Annotated in this window: 14 protein-coding genes; 4 read left to right on the forward strand and 10 right to left on the reverse strand. The window is 68.8% G+C overall.

Translation table 11 applies throughout. From position 1 onward, the window contains the following. Nucleotides 1-75: 75 nt before the first annotated feature. Nucleotides 76-990: an aldo/keto reductase gene (locus VFX14_21975; protein HEU5192367.1), complete on the reverse strand. Its 915-nt coding sequence runs from the start codon at nucleotides 988-990 to the stop codon at nucleotides 76-78. Between the two features lie 117 nt (nucleotides 991-1,107). On the opposite strand from VFX14_21975, the gene VFX14_21980 reads away from it, so the two are divergent. After that, entirely contained in the window at nucleotides 1,108-1,476 is a 369-nt protein-coding gene (locus VFX14_21980) for a nuclear transport factor 2 family protein (protein HEU5192368.1), read from the forward strand. A 13-nt stretch (nucleotides 1,477-1,489) separates the two neighbouring features. Here the strand turns inward: VFX14_21980 and VFX14_21985 are convergent, their stop codons facing one another. Beyond that, nucleotides 1,490-1,987, reverse strand: a complete 498-nt coding sequence (locus tag VFX14_21985; protein ID HEU5192369.1) for a DinB family protein — start codon at nucleotides 1,985-1,987, stop codon at nucleotides 1,490-1,492. Nucleotides 1,988-2,120: 133 nt separating this feature from the next. Here VFX14_21985 and VFX14_21990 point away from each other — a divergent pair, with 133 nt between their 5' ends. Both VFX14_21990 and VFX14_21995 read left to right on the forward strand, forming a co-directional pair. Beyond that, nucleotides 2,121-2,690: a putative glycolipid-binding domain-containing protein gene (locus tag VFX14_21990; protein ID HEU5192370.1), complete on the forward strand. Its 570-nt coding sequence runs from the start codon at nucleotides 2,121-2,123 to the stop codon at nucleotides 2,688-2,690. Then, on the forward strand, nucleotides 2,638-2,868 hold the full coding sequence (locus tag VFX14_21995) for a putative glycolipid-binding domain-containing protein (GenBank protein HEU5192371.1): 231 nt from the start codon (nucleotides 2,638-2,640) through the stop codon (nucleotides 2,866-2,868). Before VFX14_21990 ends, VFX14_21995 begins: the two co-directional genes overlap by 53 nt. A 56-nt stretch (nucleotides 2,869-2,924) precedes the next feature. Here VFX14_21995 and VFX14_22000 read toward each other — a convergent pair whose 3' ends face one another. The 4 genes from VFX14_22000 to VFX14_22015 form a co-directional block, all read right to left on the reverse strand. After that, nucleotides 2,925-3,530 carry a YajG family lipoprotein gene (locus VFX14_22000; protein HEU5192372.1) on the reverse strand — a complete coding sequence of 202 codons (606 nt, stop codon included), beginning with the start codon at nucleotides 3,528-3,530 and terminating at the stop codon, nucleotides 2,925-2,927. Then, nucleotides 3,527-4,096, reverse strand: coding sequence for a hypothetical protein (locus VFX14_22005; GenBank protein HEU5192373.1), 570 nt, complete (start codon nucleotides 4,094-4,096; stop codon nucleotides 3,527-3,529). Before VFX14_22005 ends, VFX14_22000 begins: the two co-directional genes overlap by 4 nt. A gap of 780 nt (nucleotides 4,097-4,876) precedes the next feature. After that, nucleotides 4,877-5,215, reverse strand: a complete 339-nt coding sequence (locus VFX14_22010) for a phage holin family protein (protein ID HEU5192374.1) — start codon at nucleotides 5,213-5,215, stop codon at nucleotides 4,877-4,879. 48 nt (nucleotides 5,216-5,263) lie between these two features. After that, nucleotides 5,264-5,617: a hypothetical protein gene (locus VFX14_22015; GenBank protein HEU5192375.1), complete on the reverse strand. Its 354-nt coding sequence runs from the start codon at nucleotides 5,615-5,617 to the stop codon at nucleotides 5,264-5,266. Between the two features lie 578 nt (nucleotides 5,618-6,195). Between VFX14_22015 and VFX14_22020 the strand changes: the two genes are divergently transcribed. Continuing rightward, nucleotides 6,196-6,510: a GlsB/YeaQ/YmgE family stress response membrane protein gene (locus VFX14_22020; GenBank protein HEU5192376.1), complete on the forward strand. Its 315-nt coding sequence runs from the start codon at nucleotides 6,196-6,198 to the stop codon at nucleotides 6,508-6,510. Nucleotides 6,511-6,601: 91 nt separating this feature from the next. Here the strand turns inward: VFX14_22020 and VFX14_22025 are convergent, their stop codons facing one another. From VFX14_22025 to VFX14_22040, 4 genes are all read right to left on the reverse strand, one after another. Next, on the reverse strand, nucleotides 6,602-7,831 hold the full coding sequence (locus VFX14_22025) for a mandelate racemase/muconate lactonizing enzyme family protein (GenBank protein HEU5192377.1): 1,230 nt from the start codon (nucleotides 7,829-7,831) through the stop codon (nucleotides 6,602-6,604). Nucleotides 7,832-7,866: 35 nt separating this feature from the next. Continuing rightward, the gene (locus VFX14_22030; protein HEU5192378.1) at nucleotides 7,867-9,933 is read right to left on the reverse strand and encodes a hypothetical protein; all 2,067 of its coding nucleotides are present in this window, start codon (nucleotides 9,931-9,933) and stop codon (nucleotides 7,867-7,869) included. Between the two features lie 8 nt (nucleotides 9,934-9,941). Then, entirely contained in the window at nucleotides 9,942-11,120 is a 1,179-nt protein-coding gene (locus tag VFX14_22035) for a trypsin-like peptidase domain-containing protein (protein ID HEU5192379.1), read from the reverse strand. A gap of 124 nt (nucleotides 11,121-11,244) precedes the next feature. Further along, on the reverse strand, nucleotides 11,245-12,636 hold the full coding sequence (locus VFX14_22040; GenBank protein HEU5192380.1) for a DUF255 domain-containing protein: 1,392 nt from the start codon (nucleotides 12,634-12,636) through the stop codon (nucleotides 11,245-11,247). Between the last annotated feature and the right edge of the window lies 1 nt (nucleotide 12,637).

Here is a 12,637-nt window from a genome sequence, read left to right on the forward strand (position 1 = left end):
AGCGCGCCGAAGACCTGGCGCGCTCGGCGCGTCTCGTCAGGACGCAGGTCGAGCGCGACCCGCCGCTGCGGCCGCCTAGCGCAGGGCCGCGGCGATCTGGGCCCGCATCGCCGCATCGGGGAGCCGCCCCGTGGCCGCCTTCATGTTGTCCAGGAGGTGCTCCGGCTTGCCCGTGCCCGGGATGACGCAGGTGACTGCCGGATTGCCCAGAATCCATTTGAGAAAGATCTGGGCCCACGAGTCGCACTCGATCTCCGCCGCCCACGCGGGCACCGGCTTGCCCCGCACGCGCCCGAAGAGCGCGCCCTCCGCGAAGGGGCGATTGGCGATGACGGCCACGCCCCGCTCGTGGGCGAGCGGCAGGATGCGGCGCTCCGACTCGCGCTCGTCCACTGAGTAGTTGACCTGGACGAAGTCGAGCGCCTCGGCGCGTAGCACGCGCTCCAGCTCGTCGTAGGCGCTCTCGGTGTAGTGGGTGACGCCCACATAGCGGATCCGGCCCTTCGCTTTCCACTCGCGCAGCGTCCGGAGATGCGTGGACCAGTCGAGCAGGTTGTGGATCTGCATGAGATCCACCCGCGACGCGCGCAAACGTCGGAACGACTCGTCCATCTGACGGATGCCCGCCTCGCGGCCGCTCGTCCAGACCTTGGTGGCGAGGAAGAGCCGGTCGAGCACACCGACCTCGGTGGCCACGTCACCCACCACCGTCTCGGCGGCGCCGTACATCGGCGAGGAGTCGATGGCGCGCCCGCCCAGCTCCGCGAAGCGGCGCAGCACGTCCTTGATGGGCGCGCGCGCCTCGTCGGACGCGCCGACGTCGAACACGCGCCAGGTGCCGATGCCGACGGCGGGCAGCATCTCGCGACTCGACGGAATCCGCCGCTCGAGGAGATTGCTCGCGGCGGCGACCTGCGCGCGAGGCCCGGCGGCGACGGCGCTCGCCGCGCCCGCGGCCAGCCATGCGAGAAGGTCTCGCCTCGTCAGCACGCCTCCACCATACATCCGGCCGCGGCTTCCCCGCGCCCCCATACAACGCGCACGGAAAATCGTCGCTTGACGCGCGCGCGCTTCGGCGGCATCGTCGCGCGCACGGAGGACAACACCATGGTCACGGTCAAGGATCTGGAGGCGTTCGGCGACGGCTGGAACCGGCACGACGTGGACTACCTCATGACGTTCATGGCGGACGACTGCGTGTTCGAGATCTCCGCCGGCCCCGATCCGTGGGGGAAGCGCTTCGTCGGGAAGAACGCCGTGCGTGAGGGCTTCGCCGGCGTGTTCAAGCGGTTCCCCGACGTGCACTTCGGCAATGCGCGGCACTTCGTGTCGGGCGATCGCGGGCTCTCCGAGTGGCTCTTCACCGGCACCACCACCGACGGCAAGAAGGTGGAGGTCACGGGCTGCGACGTCTTCACCTTCAAGGGCGACAAGATCGCGGTGAAGAACTCGTACTTGAAGACGCGGACGAGCTGACCCTCTGCGGCGGCTAGGGCTCGGGGCGGTAGACGCTCCTCCCGAAGCCGCCAACGAAGGTCGGCAAGCCCTTGTGCCCCAGCATCTGGCGCACGGCCTGCGACTCGCCCAGGTGGAACCAGTAGTGATAGGTCGTCCGGAGCAGCTTGGTCCCCGGCGTCTCGCCGCCGGTCTCCCGCTTCCACTTGCGCGTGAGCATTGAGCCCTCGAGGGTGTCCAGGTAGGGATCGGCAGCCGTCGTCACCTGCCGCCACCACCGCCAGGCATCCTCCAGGGGTGGCACGGTCAGAAGTTTCCCGAAGCCGAACTGCCTGACCTCGGGCACCGGCGTCAGCCCCTGGGCCCGCTCGAGGAAGTAGAGCTGCTCCTGCCAGGCGAGGTGCCCGATCATCCATGAAATCGGGTTGATCGGCGCGATGTGACGCGCCGCCTCCTCCGGTGTCACACGTTTGAGGCCCCGGATCCATTCACTACGGGTGAAGCGGAGTTGGGTCACCAGTGGATGTGGCATGACACCCATGAGACCCCGGACAGCGGGGCGTGTGAAAGGGGAGTCGACATGGCTCCGGGTACATGCGCGGCCTCATCGAGCAGGGCATGAACGCCATGAAGAAGCACCTCGAGCGCGGCGGAACAGCCGGGTAATGAGCCGGACGCTCGTGGCCCGCTGGCAGGATTGGGCGGGCACTGGACTCCAGCACCTGGTGCTTCGCGAGGGGCCGGAGGAGCTCGTCGCCGATGCCGTGGTGATCGGCACCGAGGAGGACGGGCGCCCCTTCGCCGCGCGCTTCCGCATCGAGTGCGACGCGGGCTGGCGCGTCCGGCGGGTGGAGGCGGGGCTGATCGGCGATGAGCGGCCGCTGGTGCTGCTGGGCGACGGCGCGGGGCATTGGCGCGACGGCGCAGGCGCGCCCCGCCCGGATCTCGAGGGCGCGATCGACGTGGACCTGCCGATCACGCCTTTCACCAACACGCTGCCCATACGCCGCCTCGGGCTCGCCGCGGGCGAATCCGCCGATCTCGAGACGGTCTACATCGTCCTGGGAGGGGGCACGGCGCCAAGGGCGGTGACCGATCCTCAGCGCTACACCTGTCTCGCGCCGCGCCGCCGCTACCGCTACGCGGCCCTCGACATCGACTTCGTCCGCGAGATCGAAGTCGATGCCGACGGGCTCGTCGTCACCTACCCCGAGATGTTCCGACGCGTCTCCTGAGGGGGCTCAGGCTCTCCGCGCCGGGGAGTCGGCGGATCTGCGCGTGGTGTACATCGTGATGCCGGCGCGCAGCGTCACGGTCGATCCGCAGCGCTACGTCCGCCTGGAGCCGCGGCAGCGCTGCCGCTTGGAGTCGCTCGACAGCGACTTCATGCGCAGATTGACGTCGAACGGGTGAGCCCTAGCGTACCATCGCGCGGCGACGCGCATTTGGGCCGAGGGAGCTTCGGACCGTCAGCGAGCGCGACGGTCGAACGCGGCGGCCACTTTCGGGTCAGTGGCGAAGTCGTGCAGTGTGCGCGCCAGCGCCGCATCCATCACCTCGCGGGCGACGTCCTTGGCGTCAGCATCGGCCTCGCGACGTTTAGTGCCGGCGTAGTGGCGGGTGAACAACGTTTCGCCGTTGCGGCCGTCGACCACGGCGAGCGCCAGCACGACCTTGCCGACGTACTGCGCATGCGAGTGGCCGACGACCACGTCGAGCCAGAATTCTTCGACCTCGGCAGCGAGCACCACATCCTGGGCGTCGGTAAGCACCGCGTGACCGTTACGGCTGACCTCGACCGTGAGCGCGTCGTGAACAATGTCGCTGACGGGGCGGCGCGTCACGATGGCCCGGCCGTCGTTCCGCAGGGAGCCGATACGGCTCGTGTCCAGTCGACGATCGACGACCGGGCTGATGCCGACGCGCTGCGGTGGTACCGAGGCCAGCAGGGCGCGGTTGACGCTGGCCTCCGGATAGCCCACGTCGAGCCTCTGATTGCGCGCGCACCCGGCGCCCGAAGCCAGCGCCAAACTGCACAGGAGCGTCGCAATCGCCAGCGAGCGGCCGGCGTTCATTGGCCGGCGCTCCGCGCATAGAGCAGCTCGCTGGCGAGGCGTTGGCCCGCGCGTTCCAGCACGTCGATCAGCTGCTGGCGCGTGAACTTACGATCGGCGGTGAACGTGGCGAGGGGTACTCGCTCGAGATCCGTGACGTCCTCGGAGCGCTCCCAGACGACGACGCCCGTGCCCGGCACGACCACTTCGGCGCGCACGTCCGCGAAGGCGGAGTGAAGGTCGGGTTCGCCCTCGCGCACACGCACCAGGCCCCAGGCCGGCACGGCGAGACGTACGATCGCGTCCACGCCTCGGCGATCGTCGCTGGTGGGCTCGGCCGTGAGTGTGCTGATCTCGTCGTACTGTCCGCTTGCGCGGAGAGTTGAGGCGAAGGCGGCGGCGACCACCTCGCGCGGCGAGACGCCCCCGAGGCCCGCGCTGACGTCGGACTTGCGGTTGAGCTGGAGCAGCCAGTTGATCCCTCGGTGGGCGAGGTCGGCGGCGGGCTTCCACCACCAGCCGCCAAATGAGCCCCACTTGAGAATCTCGTCGAACGTGCGGCCGGGCTCCGCGTTGTGCTCGGTCACCGCGAAGGTGCTATCGCCGGACGCAACGACAACGAGCTGTCGGAGGTTCTCGAACGGACGCGCGGTGGGTTGCGGCGGAGACGTCGAAGCGCACCCCGAGAGCACAACGACGATCAGCACCAACAGGACGGCAACGGCGCGATGGATCAGGACGTTTCCCCGGCTTTCCGAACGTGAGTTCGGGCGGCGCTCCGGAGAAGAAGCGAGAAACGCGGGATAGTTCATGTCGCCGATCCCGTCAACGAGTTTCAGCGAACCTGGAAAGTGAAGCCGTCGCCGGTTCCGAGGCTCGCGATTTCGCGCCGTTTACCTTTGGGCTATTGACCGGTTGAGCCCCTGCCTCGGCGATAACATCACCGACCCGTCGGGCCGCTGGCCGCAGAACCTGTTTGGCCATGGCCCACAGCGTACTGGTGACAGCCGCCAAGGCTGCCCCTTTGACGCTGGCAAGGTGGTCCTGAGCCGGACTTGTGGCTCGACTCGCAACACTCTGCGGGGACTGAGTACGCGCGGACGGTACCCATGGCGTATCAGGTGTCCTGCTTGAACAACCACGCCGGCGCCCGAGGGCATAGCCCAGGACCACGGCCCCGCCAATCATAAGCCAGGGCCGTTGCTTCATCTGATAGCGAAAATCGACCCCGTGCTTCACCGCGTCAACCGTCTCCTGGGCTCGATGTTCCAAAATTGCCAGCTTCTCTGCTATTGCCGAACTGGTGTCGGCGACATCTTGACGACCTCTTTCAATCTTTCGTCGGCTCTCGTCGGGTGTGTCAGCCATTAGGCACTCTCCTTGATCCTCTTCACCGGCCGCAGCAGCACCGCGTCCAGTTCAGCTGCTTTGGTTTTGGCGCCCTTGAGCAGGACTCCGCCCACGACGAGAAGCAGGCCTCCCACAATCCCGTAGCACTCCCACAGAGGAAACGATGTCACTGACGACAGCAGGTGGACCAGCATGAGCACCAGGCATATTCCACCCGAGATGGTGACTCCTATTCCAACGCCCATTGCGATCGCCTTGCTCTTAGCCTTGTGCAGTTCGTACTGCACTTCGAGCCTTATGAGTGCTACTTCCCGCAGCAGCAATTCTTTGGCATCACTCGCGATGCCGCCGATCAATGACACGAAGCCTGGCCCTACGCGCCGTGACGATCCGCGCTCCATGCTTTACCTCGAACGTCGGGCAAGCAGATAACCAAGGCCGACACCTATCAGTAACGACTGGAGAGGATAGGTACGGACTACATTAGTCACCTCGTGTGCCAGGCCGTCGAATTTCTTCTCCCGCAAATACGAGCTCGCCGACTCGAGCCCATTCGCCACCGTGGAGGCGGCTGTCGCCACCGCGCCTTCCTGCGGAGCGTGTTCCCGGATCACGGTCGCGAGCGATCCGATCTTCTCGCCGACGACTGTGGCCGCCTCGTTCGCCTTGGTGGCGGTGGTCGCCCCGAGCTCCTGAGCGGCGGCGGTGATTGTGGTGCCGGTCCCAACCGTTTTTTCGTCAGAGGTATGGGCGTTCATGAAGCGTCCTTTCTCGTGCGTTGAAGGGTTTAGGGGTCTTTGGTGGTCTGGGTTACCCGGTAACGACTACCGAGGACCGGGTCGGAGTTGAGCGTGGCGAGCTTCGGCTCGTTCGTCGCCGACCCTGTGTTGCGCGCGCCGCGGTGACGAGTGCCTGAAGCCCCTGGCCGTGCTTCACGGCGTCGATCGAGCGGGCTTTCCTGGGGTCGGACGGTCGTGAGTCCCTCTAGAGGGCACGCCGGCGCGAGACCAATCTTCACGGCCAAACCGGTAAAAAACAACTGGCTCATTGAGTTCCCTTCCTTGGATGAGCAAGGCGTCTGCCAAGTACAACGGCATGGAACCTTGCATGCCGAGCGACTCGTCGCCAACACACGGCCAAGACCAGGAAAGTGGCGACCTCGCCGCCGACGGCGTCAACAGGCCGCGATTGACGTGATGAAGAAGGCCTGGCAGCGACTGGTGGCCGGCATGACACTTGCGTACTTCTACCGGGCAGCTGTCCCTGGCTGTCCTCGGATACCTCGGGCTGCGTTTAGGAACGGAACCTGTCGCGGAACCGAATCATCGGCTCCGGGATGAGCGGGAAGGCGCAACAGTTGAGCGCCGCCAATGAGGCGGCTGAGGAGAACATCGTGCACATAATCGGATGGATCGTGTTCGGTCTGGTCGTCGGCCTTGTCGCCAAGTTTGTAATGCCGGGCCGCGATCCTGGTGGCTTCGTCATCACCGCGATCCTAGGGATCGTCGGCGCTCTCGTCGGTGGGTTCGTGGGTCGTCTGATCGGCTTGTACGGCGAGGGCGATCCCGTCGGCTTCATCATGGCTGTGGTCGGCTCGATCATCTTGCTGACGATCTATCGCTTCGCGTTCGTGAGGACTGCGCGGGCCTAATACAGAAGCCCCTAGGCCGGCCGCCACCATTCCGGGGCCGCCCTGGTTTCACTCCGGTTCCAACTCACCCGGATTCACTGCGTGAGGCTGGCTAGGTGCGGCGTCCCATCTGCTCGGCGTCCATGCCGTAGAACAGGGGCTTGCTGCCCTTGGCCGGCCAGGGATGCGCGCGCAGGACCTCCTCGTTGATGTCCGCGCCCCAGCCCGGTCCTTCCGGGAGGAAGATGTGGCCGTCGCGGATCTGGGGCGCGCGCGTGACGAGGTCCTTCTTCCACGCCACGTCGTCGATGTCGATCTCCATGATGCGCACGTTGGGGAGCACCGCGCAGAGGTGGAGGGAATGGAGATCGGCGAGGTGGCTGTAGTAGTTGTGCGGGGCGATGTTGATCTCGTAGCACTCGGCCATACGCCCGATCTGCGCGGACTGGGAGAAGCCGTTCCACGGCACGTCGATGATCGCGACGTCCATTGCCTGTTTTTCCAGAAACGGGCGATATTGGCGTGTCGTCACGAGGCTCTCGCAGGAGGCGAGCCGCGTGGACGTCGACTGCTTGATCTGAAGTAGCGCCTGCGGGTCCCAGTTGTCGTACTCGACCCACTGCATGTCGAACTTCTCGAGAAGCTTCGCCACCCGCAGCACGCCCTCGGTCCGGAAGTTGTAGTTGAGGTCGAGGCACAGGCCGACCTTGGGCCCGACGGCGTCGCGGAAGGTGCCGATGAGCTTCTCGATGGCGCCCAGGATCTCCACGGTCGGCGCGCCGTCGGTGGTGTTGATGCCGCTGCTGAAGCCCGGGAAGTACACGGTGGCCGGATCCCCGGGAATCACCATGTTGGTCTTCAAGGCGGTGAAGCCCTTCGCCACCACCTCGCGCCCGAGCGCCGCGATGTCGTCGTAGCTCCGCAGCGGCGGCGTGCCCAGCACGTGGCCCAGCCGCGCTCGTGTGGTCCCGCAGTGCGACCAGTAGAGCCGCATCCGGTCGCGCATGGGCCCGCCGAAGAGCTCGTACACCGGGACGCTCAGCGCCTTGGCCTTGATATCCCACAGGGCCAGCTCCACGCCCGCGATGGCCTTGTGGGTGACGCCGCCCAGGTTCTGGCGCGTGCGCCGGAGCATGTCCCAGTACAGCCGCTCCACCGGCCGCGGATCCTGGCCGATCAGGAGATCGGTCATGTCGCGCACGCAGCCGGCGATGCCGTGAGGGCTCCGGTTGTCGCTGCACTCCCCCCAGCCGGTGATGCCCTCGTCGGTGCTGACCTTCACGAAGGTCCAGGGGCGCCAGCCGCCGTCGGCATGCAGGGTCTCGACACCGGTGATCTTCATCGGAGCTCCTCGGGGACTTGCCGGGTGAGGGTAGGTCAGGGGCGGGCGGGCGGAATCTCGAATCGCGGATCCACCTGCTCGATCTTGCCGGTGAGGAAGAAGCGCACGACCTGCTCCTGCGCCGCGCGCGCGATGTCGGCCACGTCGGGGAAGAACGTCCAGGTAAGGAAGCCGTGCGGGTTGGCGCGGAAGCGCTCGGGGAGGCTCGCGGCCACCTGATCGTGGCGGTAGAGCGAGGCGACCTTGGTGAGGTCGCCGGCGCGGAGGATGTTCTCGGTGGTGGGATTCGGCACCGTGCGATCACCCACCGCCCACTGGACCATGACGGCGCGCGGCGGGCCGCCGCGCAGCGGCGTCTGCAGGAGATACGGCGCGAAGGCCACGGGGTTCGCCGTCTGGCCGAGCCATTCCACACGATCGAAGTAGTCTTGTATCTCGAGCGCCCCCGGCGGCGGCGCCTTCACCGGCGGCTCGCCGGGCAGCGGGATCGCCTCGACGAAGTCCTTCTCGCCGTTCATCAGCGAGGGGTTGCGTGCTTGCAGCGCCGCGATCACGTTAGGGCGGAAGGCGGCGGCCTGGCGCCCGATCTCGATCACCGGGCCGCCCGGCACGTTGAGCACGCCCGCGCGGATGCGCGGCTCCACCGCCATCAGCAGCGTGCCGTACATGCCGCCGAACGACTGGCCGACGTAGTAGATCTGCTCACGGTCCAGATCGGGCTGGCCGTCGCCGTCCACGTCGATGCCCCGCCGGATCGCGCGCACGAGCTGCATGAGATCGACCACCGTCTGCTTGAGCCCGTCGGTCGAACCGATCGGCTGGAGGGGCGACCCAATGCGCGTGCCCACGCCCTCGGTAAGGCCGATCTCGCCGTCCTCGTTCAGGTCCGTGCCGCGACCGCCGGACGGGAGCACCACGGGCGGCGCCCCCGCGCGCGTCACCGTGAGCGTGCCATCATGCCCGGACCCGTGGCCCACCACGTTGATGGCCACTGTGGCGAAGCCCGCGCGGGCCAGTCCCCCCGCGATCGCCGGCGGGATCACGTGCCGGTCATTGCCGAAGCCGTGGCCGAAGATGGCGACCGGCCAGCCGCCGGCCGGCCGCTCGCCGGCGGGCAGGAAAAGCGTGAGGTGAATCTCCTCCTCCACCTGGGGCTGGGGAAACGGCCGGCGGGTCGGCACCGGGACAATGTGCCGGTCGGCCGAGAGGAAGGACGGGCTGCGGTAACGCCCGAAGGCGATCGCCTTCACCTCGGTGGGCGGCAGCAGATCGAGCGCGATCGGCACGGGATCGCCGAGGAGCAGACCGCTGGTGGCGACGTGGCGACGGAAGTCGATGGCCTGGACGTAGTCGCGCGCGAAGACGGACCTGGCCCCGCCCGGAGCCAGATCGAACGTGACCGCGGGCGGCGCGCGGCTGTCCAGCACGGCGCGCATGCGCTCGAGGTCGGCAGTGACGGACTGGGTGGTGAAGAGCGCGATGCCCGCGATGTCCGCCCACTTGAGCCCGGTGGGTGAGATGGCCTTCCACATCTGGGTCTCGACCTTGCGGCCGTGGTCGGTGCCCTCGCGCGGCTTGAGGAACTCGGGGGCGGGCCGCAGGCGCTTGCCCTCGCCGTCGAGGATGCGGGTGGTCACCACGAGGGCATGGACGCGGGACTGGAGCAGCGCGCGCTCGGGCCGCGCGTAGAGCACCTTACTCTCCTCGTCCCAGACGAACTGCCCTAGCGGGATCGGCACCGCGGCGCCCTCCGCGGCCACCGGGACGATGAAGGCGGTGTCGCGCGTGACGCTCTCGATGCGGATCGGGCGGTCAAACGTGATGGCGACGCGCGGGTTCACCGAGAACCCGTCGAGCTGATTCAGCAGCGCGACGTCGTCACAGCCTGCGGGATCGACGGGGCAGCTCGGCGTGAGCAGCGCGACGCGCCGGCCGGTGAGCTGGGCAGGATCAGGGGTCGTGAGGCGATCGTTGGGGAAGATCGCGATGGCCTCCGTCGCGGAGGCCGGAGGCGCGAGCGCCGGGCCGCCGAGCAGCGCAGCGGCGAGGATCGCCCGCGCGATCAACCCGGTGCCGCGCCTGCTCCAGCGCGCCCGATTCATCCGCGCAGCTACTTGGGGGGCGCCGGCTCGGCGGGCGCGCGCTCGGGAACCCGGCGCGGCGGAGTGCCTCGGTTCGGACCCTGATAGGCGCCCACCGTCACGTCCAGCTCGGTGGGCTTGCCCTCGCGCCACACCTTGAGCTTCACGGTGCGGCCGACGGGCGTCGACGAGATGATGCGCTGGAGATCCCGCGGGCCCTCGAGCGAGGCGCCGTCGACGCCGAGGATCACATCGTTGGCCTTCACGCCGCCCTTGTCCGCGGGCTGGCCCACCACCACGTTGCGGATCAGCACACCGCGCGGCTCGGCCAGGCCGTACTTGGGCGCCTCGTCCTCGCCGATCTCGGCGATGGTGACGCCGAGCCAGCCCCATTCCACCCGACCCTTTTCCGCGAGCTGCGGCAGCAGCCCCTTGACCAGGTTGATGGGGATCGCGAAGCCGATGGAGCCGTTGCGGGCGGCCATGCTGTTCACGCCCACGACCTCGCCCGCCATGCTGATGAGGGGCCCGCCGGAATTGCCGGGATTCACCGCGGCGTCGGTCTGGATGAAGTCGAAGCCCGGCGCGGCCACCTCGAGCGGCGCGCCCTTGCGGCTCACGATGCCGAACGACACTGTCTGCTCGAGCCCGAACGGATGGCCCAGCGCCAGCACGAACTCGCCGACGCGGAGCTTGTTCGAGTCGCCCAGCGCCGCGACGGGAAGGCCGGTGGTGTCGATCTTGATGAGGGCGAGGTCGACCCGAGTATCCACCCCGACGAGGCGGCCCGCGAAGCGGCGCCCGTCGGAGAGCTTGACCTGGATCTGCTCGGCGTCGTCCACCACGTGGGCGTTGGTCACGAGGTAGCCGTCCTGCCGGATGATGAAGCCGGAGCCGGAGGCGCGGCGGGGCTCATCGGGGGGCGAAGGCGGCTGCCCCGGCGTGCGCGGCTGCTGCTCGGGCAGATCGGAGGGATCGACCATACGGCGCACGCGCACCTGCACGAGCGCGGGCTTCATGCGCTCGGTGAGGCCGTTCATGAAGTCGTTGAGTCGCTGGATATCGGGGGGGACCGGCGCGGCCGGGGTCTCCGTCCAGTACTGGACGGGCGGCGCGGTCGACGCGGGGGCGGGTTGCTGGGCGGTTGCGACACCGGCCAGAAGCGGGATGAGCGAGACCAGGACAACCGCCGAAACCCGATGGCTCATGGGAACATCTGCCTCCTGGAAGGGACCCAATTCGACCGGCTTCGAGTATACCGCATGGGTTCGCTTCATCTTCGTGGAGCGACGGGACGCTACCGCTGTGGCCGCCCGCTGCGACATGGGCCCATCAGGTTGTGGCCGCGCCGGGATCGAGCCGCTGCGCGGCCAGCGCCAGGGCGGCGCCCGCGGGCGAGCGCGCGGCCTCGACGGCGAGGCTCCGAACGAGCGCGGCGGCGAGGCGGCGCCAGCGCGCATCGCCGGAGGCGTCCGACAGCACCAGCAGAGCCTGGGCCATCTCGCCGTTGGCGAGGAGGGGGAAGAAAAACCCCTCACCCTGCCCTCTTCCCTGGGGGGAGCGGGATGAGGAAACGGCGTCGCGGAAGGCGCCGCGGGACTCGTTCCAGAGATTCGCGAAGCTCCACGCGGCAGCGCGCGTCGCCCAGTCGAGCAGCGCCGCGTCGCCGCGTACCCGATGCGTCTCCACGGCCGCGGCAATCGTGAGGGCTTGATCACGCAGGAGGCCGCGCGGCGTCGCGACGCCTGCGGGCGCGTCCAGCCAGTGCGGCACGGCCCCGTGGGGCGCCGCGCCGGGCGCCTCGAGCACGAGGCCTGTGTCCACGTCCGCGAGCGCGCACGCCAGCAGCCCCGCGCGCACCAGCGCCGCGCCCGCGTCGGCGAAGCGCCGGTCGTCCACCTCGTCGCGCGGCGCCGCGGCGATGCTCGCGTAGGCGCGGCCCTCGGCATCGGCCAGGCGCGTCCGCGCGTGATCGAGCGCGCGCAGCGCCACGCCCCGATACTCCGCCAACCCCAGCGCCGCGGAGGCCTCGAGGTAGAGCGCGATCAGCGCGGCCTGGTCCACCGTCACCTTCTCGGTGTGTGGGCCGGACCAGTCGGCCGCCGCCGCGTAGCGGAAGAAGCCGCCGTCGGCCGGGTCCACGAGATGCGTCGCGATGGCGTCGAGGCTCTCGCGCGCGATCGCCGCCAGCTCCGCGTCGCCTGTTCGCTGCCACTCGCGCAGAAGCAGCGTCACCGCGTCGGGCTCCGGGAGCTTCGCCCCCACGCCGAATCCGCCGTGCTCGCGATCCGCGCGGCGCCGAAGGCGCGCGACCATCTCGGTGACCAGCGGCGCGGCAGGCGCTGCGACGGCCCGGACGCGAGGCGAAGGCCGCCGGCCTTCTCGGAGGTCGGCGCGCGCCGAGTCCAGCAGCCCGAGGAGCTGGGTGGGCGAGAGAAAGGTCCCACCCCGGAGGAACTCGCCGTCCGGGCTCAGCACGGCGGTGGAAGGCAAGCCGCCCAGGTGGTAGCGGCCGTAGAGATCGGGACGCTCGTCCGCGTCCACGCGCACCGGCACGGTGCTCCCCTCGACCACTGCGGCCACGCCGGGATCGTCCCAGGTTTCCTCGTCCATGCGGTGGCAGGCGCCGCACCAGCGCGCGCTCAGCGACAGGAGCAGGGGCCGGCCGGTCTCGCGCGCGTGGGCGAAGGCGGCATCGCCCCAGGGGAGCCACTTGACGCTCATC

The sequence above is a fragment of the Candidatus Methylomirabilota bacterium genome (assembly GCA_035764725.1).
GTDB lineage: Bacteria > Methylomirabilota > Methylomirabilia > Rokubacteriales > CSP1-6 > DASRWT01.

Bases quoted from the DNA above. Each gene is read 5' to 3' on its own strand.
- VFX14_21980 (HEU5192368.1), top strand. From the start codon at position 1,108: ATGGTCACGGTCAAGGATCTGGAGGCGTTCGGCGACGGCTGGAACCGG.
- VFX14_21985 (HEU5192369.1), bottom strand. From the start codon at position 1,987: ATGCCACATCCACTGGTGACCCAACTCCGCTTCACCCGTAGTGAATGG.
- VFX14_21990 (HEU5192370.1), top strand. From the start codon at position 2,121: ATGAGCCGGACGCTCGTGGCCCGCTGGCAGGATTGGGCGGGCACTGGA.
- VFX14_21995 (HEU5192371.1), top strand. From the start codon at position 2,638: ATGCCGACGGGCTCGTCGTCACCTACCCCGAGATGTTCCGACGCGTCT.
- VFX14_22000 (HEU5192372.1), bottom strand. From the start codon at position 3,530: ATGAACGCCGGCCGCTCGCTGGCGATTGCGACGCTCCTGTGCAGTTTG.
- VFX14_22015 (HEU5192375.1), bottom strand. From the start codon at position 5,617: ATGAACGCCCATACCTCTGACGAAAAAACGGTTGGGACCGGCACCACA.
- VFX14_22020 (HEU5192376.1), top strand. From the start codon at position 6,196: ATGAGCGGGAAGGCGCAACAGTTGAGCGCCGCCAATGAGGCGGCTGAG.
- VFX14_22025 (HEU5192377.1), bottom strand. From the start codon at position 7,831: ATGAAGATCACCGGTGTCGAGACCCTGCATGCCGACGGCGGCTGGCGC.
- VFX14_22030 (HEU5192378.1), bottom strand. From the start codon at position 9,933: ATGAATCGGGCGCGCTGGAGCAGGCGCGGCACCGGGTTGATCGCGCGG.
- VFX14_22035 (HEU5192379.1), bottom strand. From the start codon at position 11,120: ATGAGCCATCGGGTTTCGGCGGTTGTCCTGGTCTCGCTCATCCCGCTT.
- VFX14_22040 (HEU5192380.1), bottom strand. From the start codon at position 12,636: ATGAGCGTCAAGTGGCTCCCCTGGGGCGATGCCGCCTTCGCCCACGCG.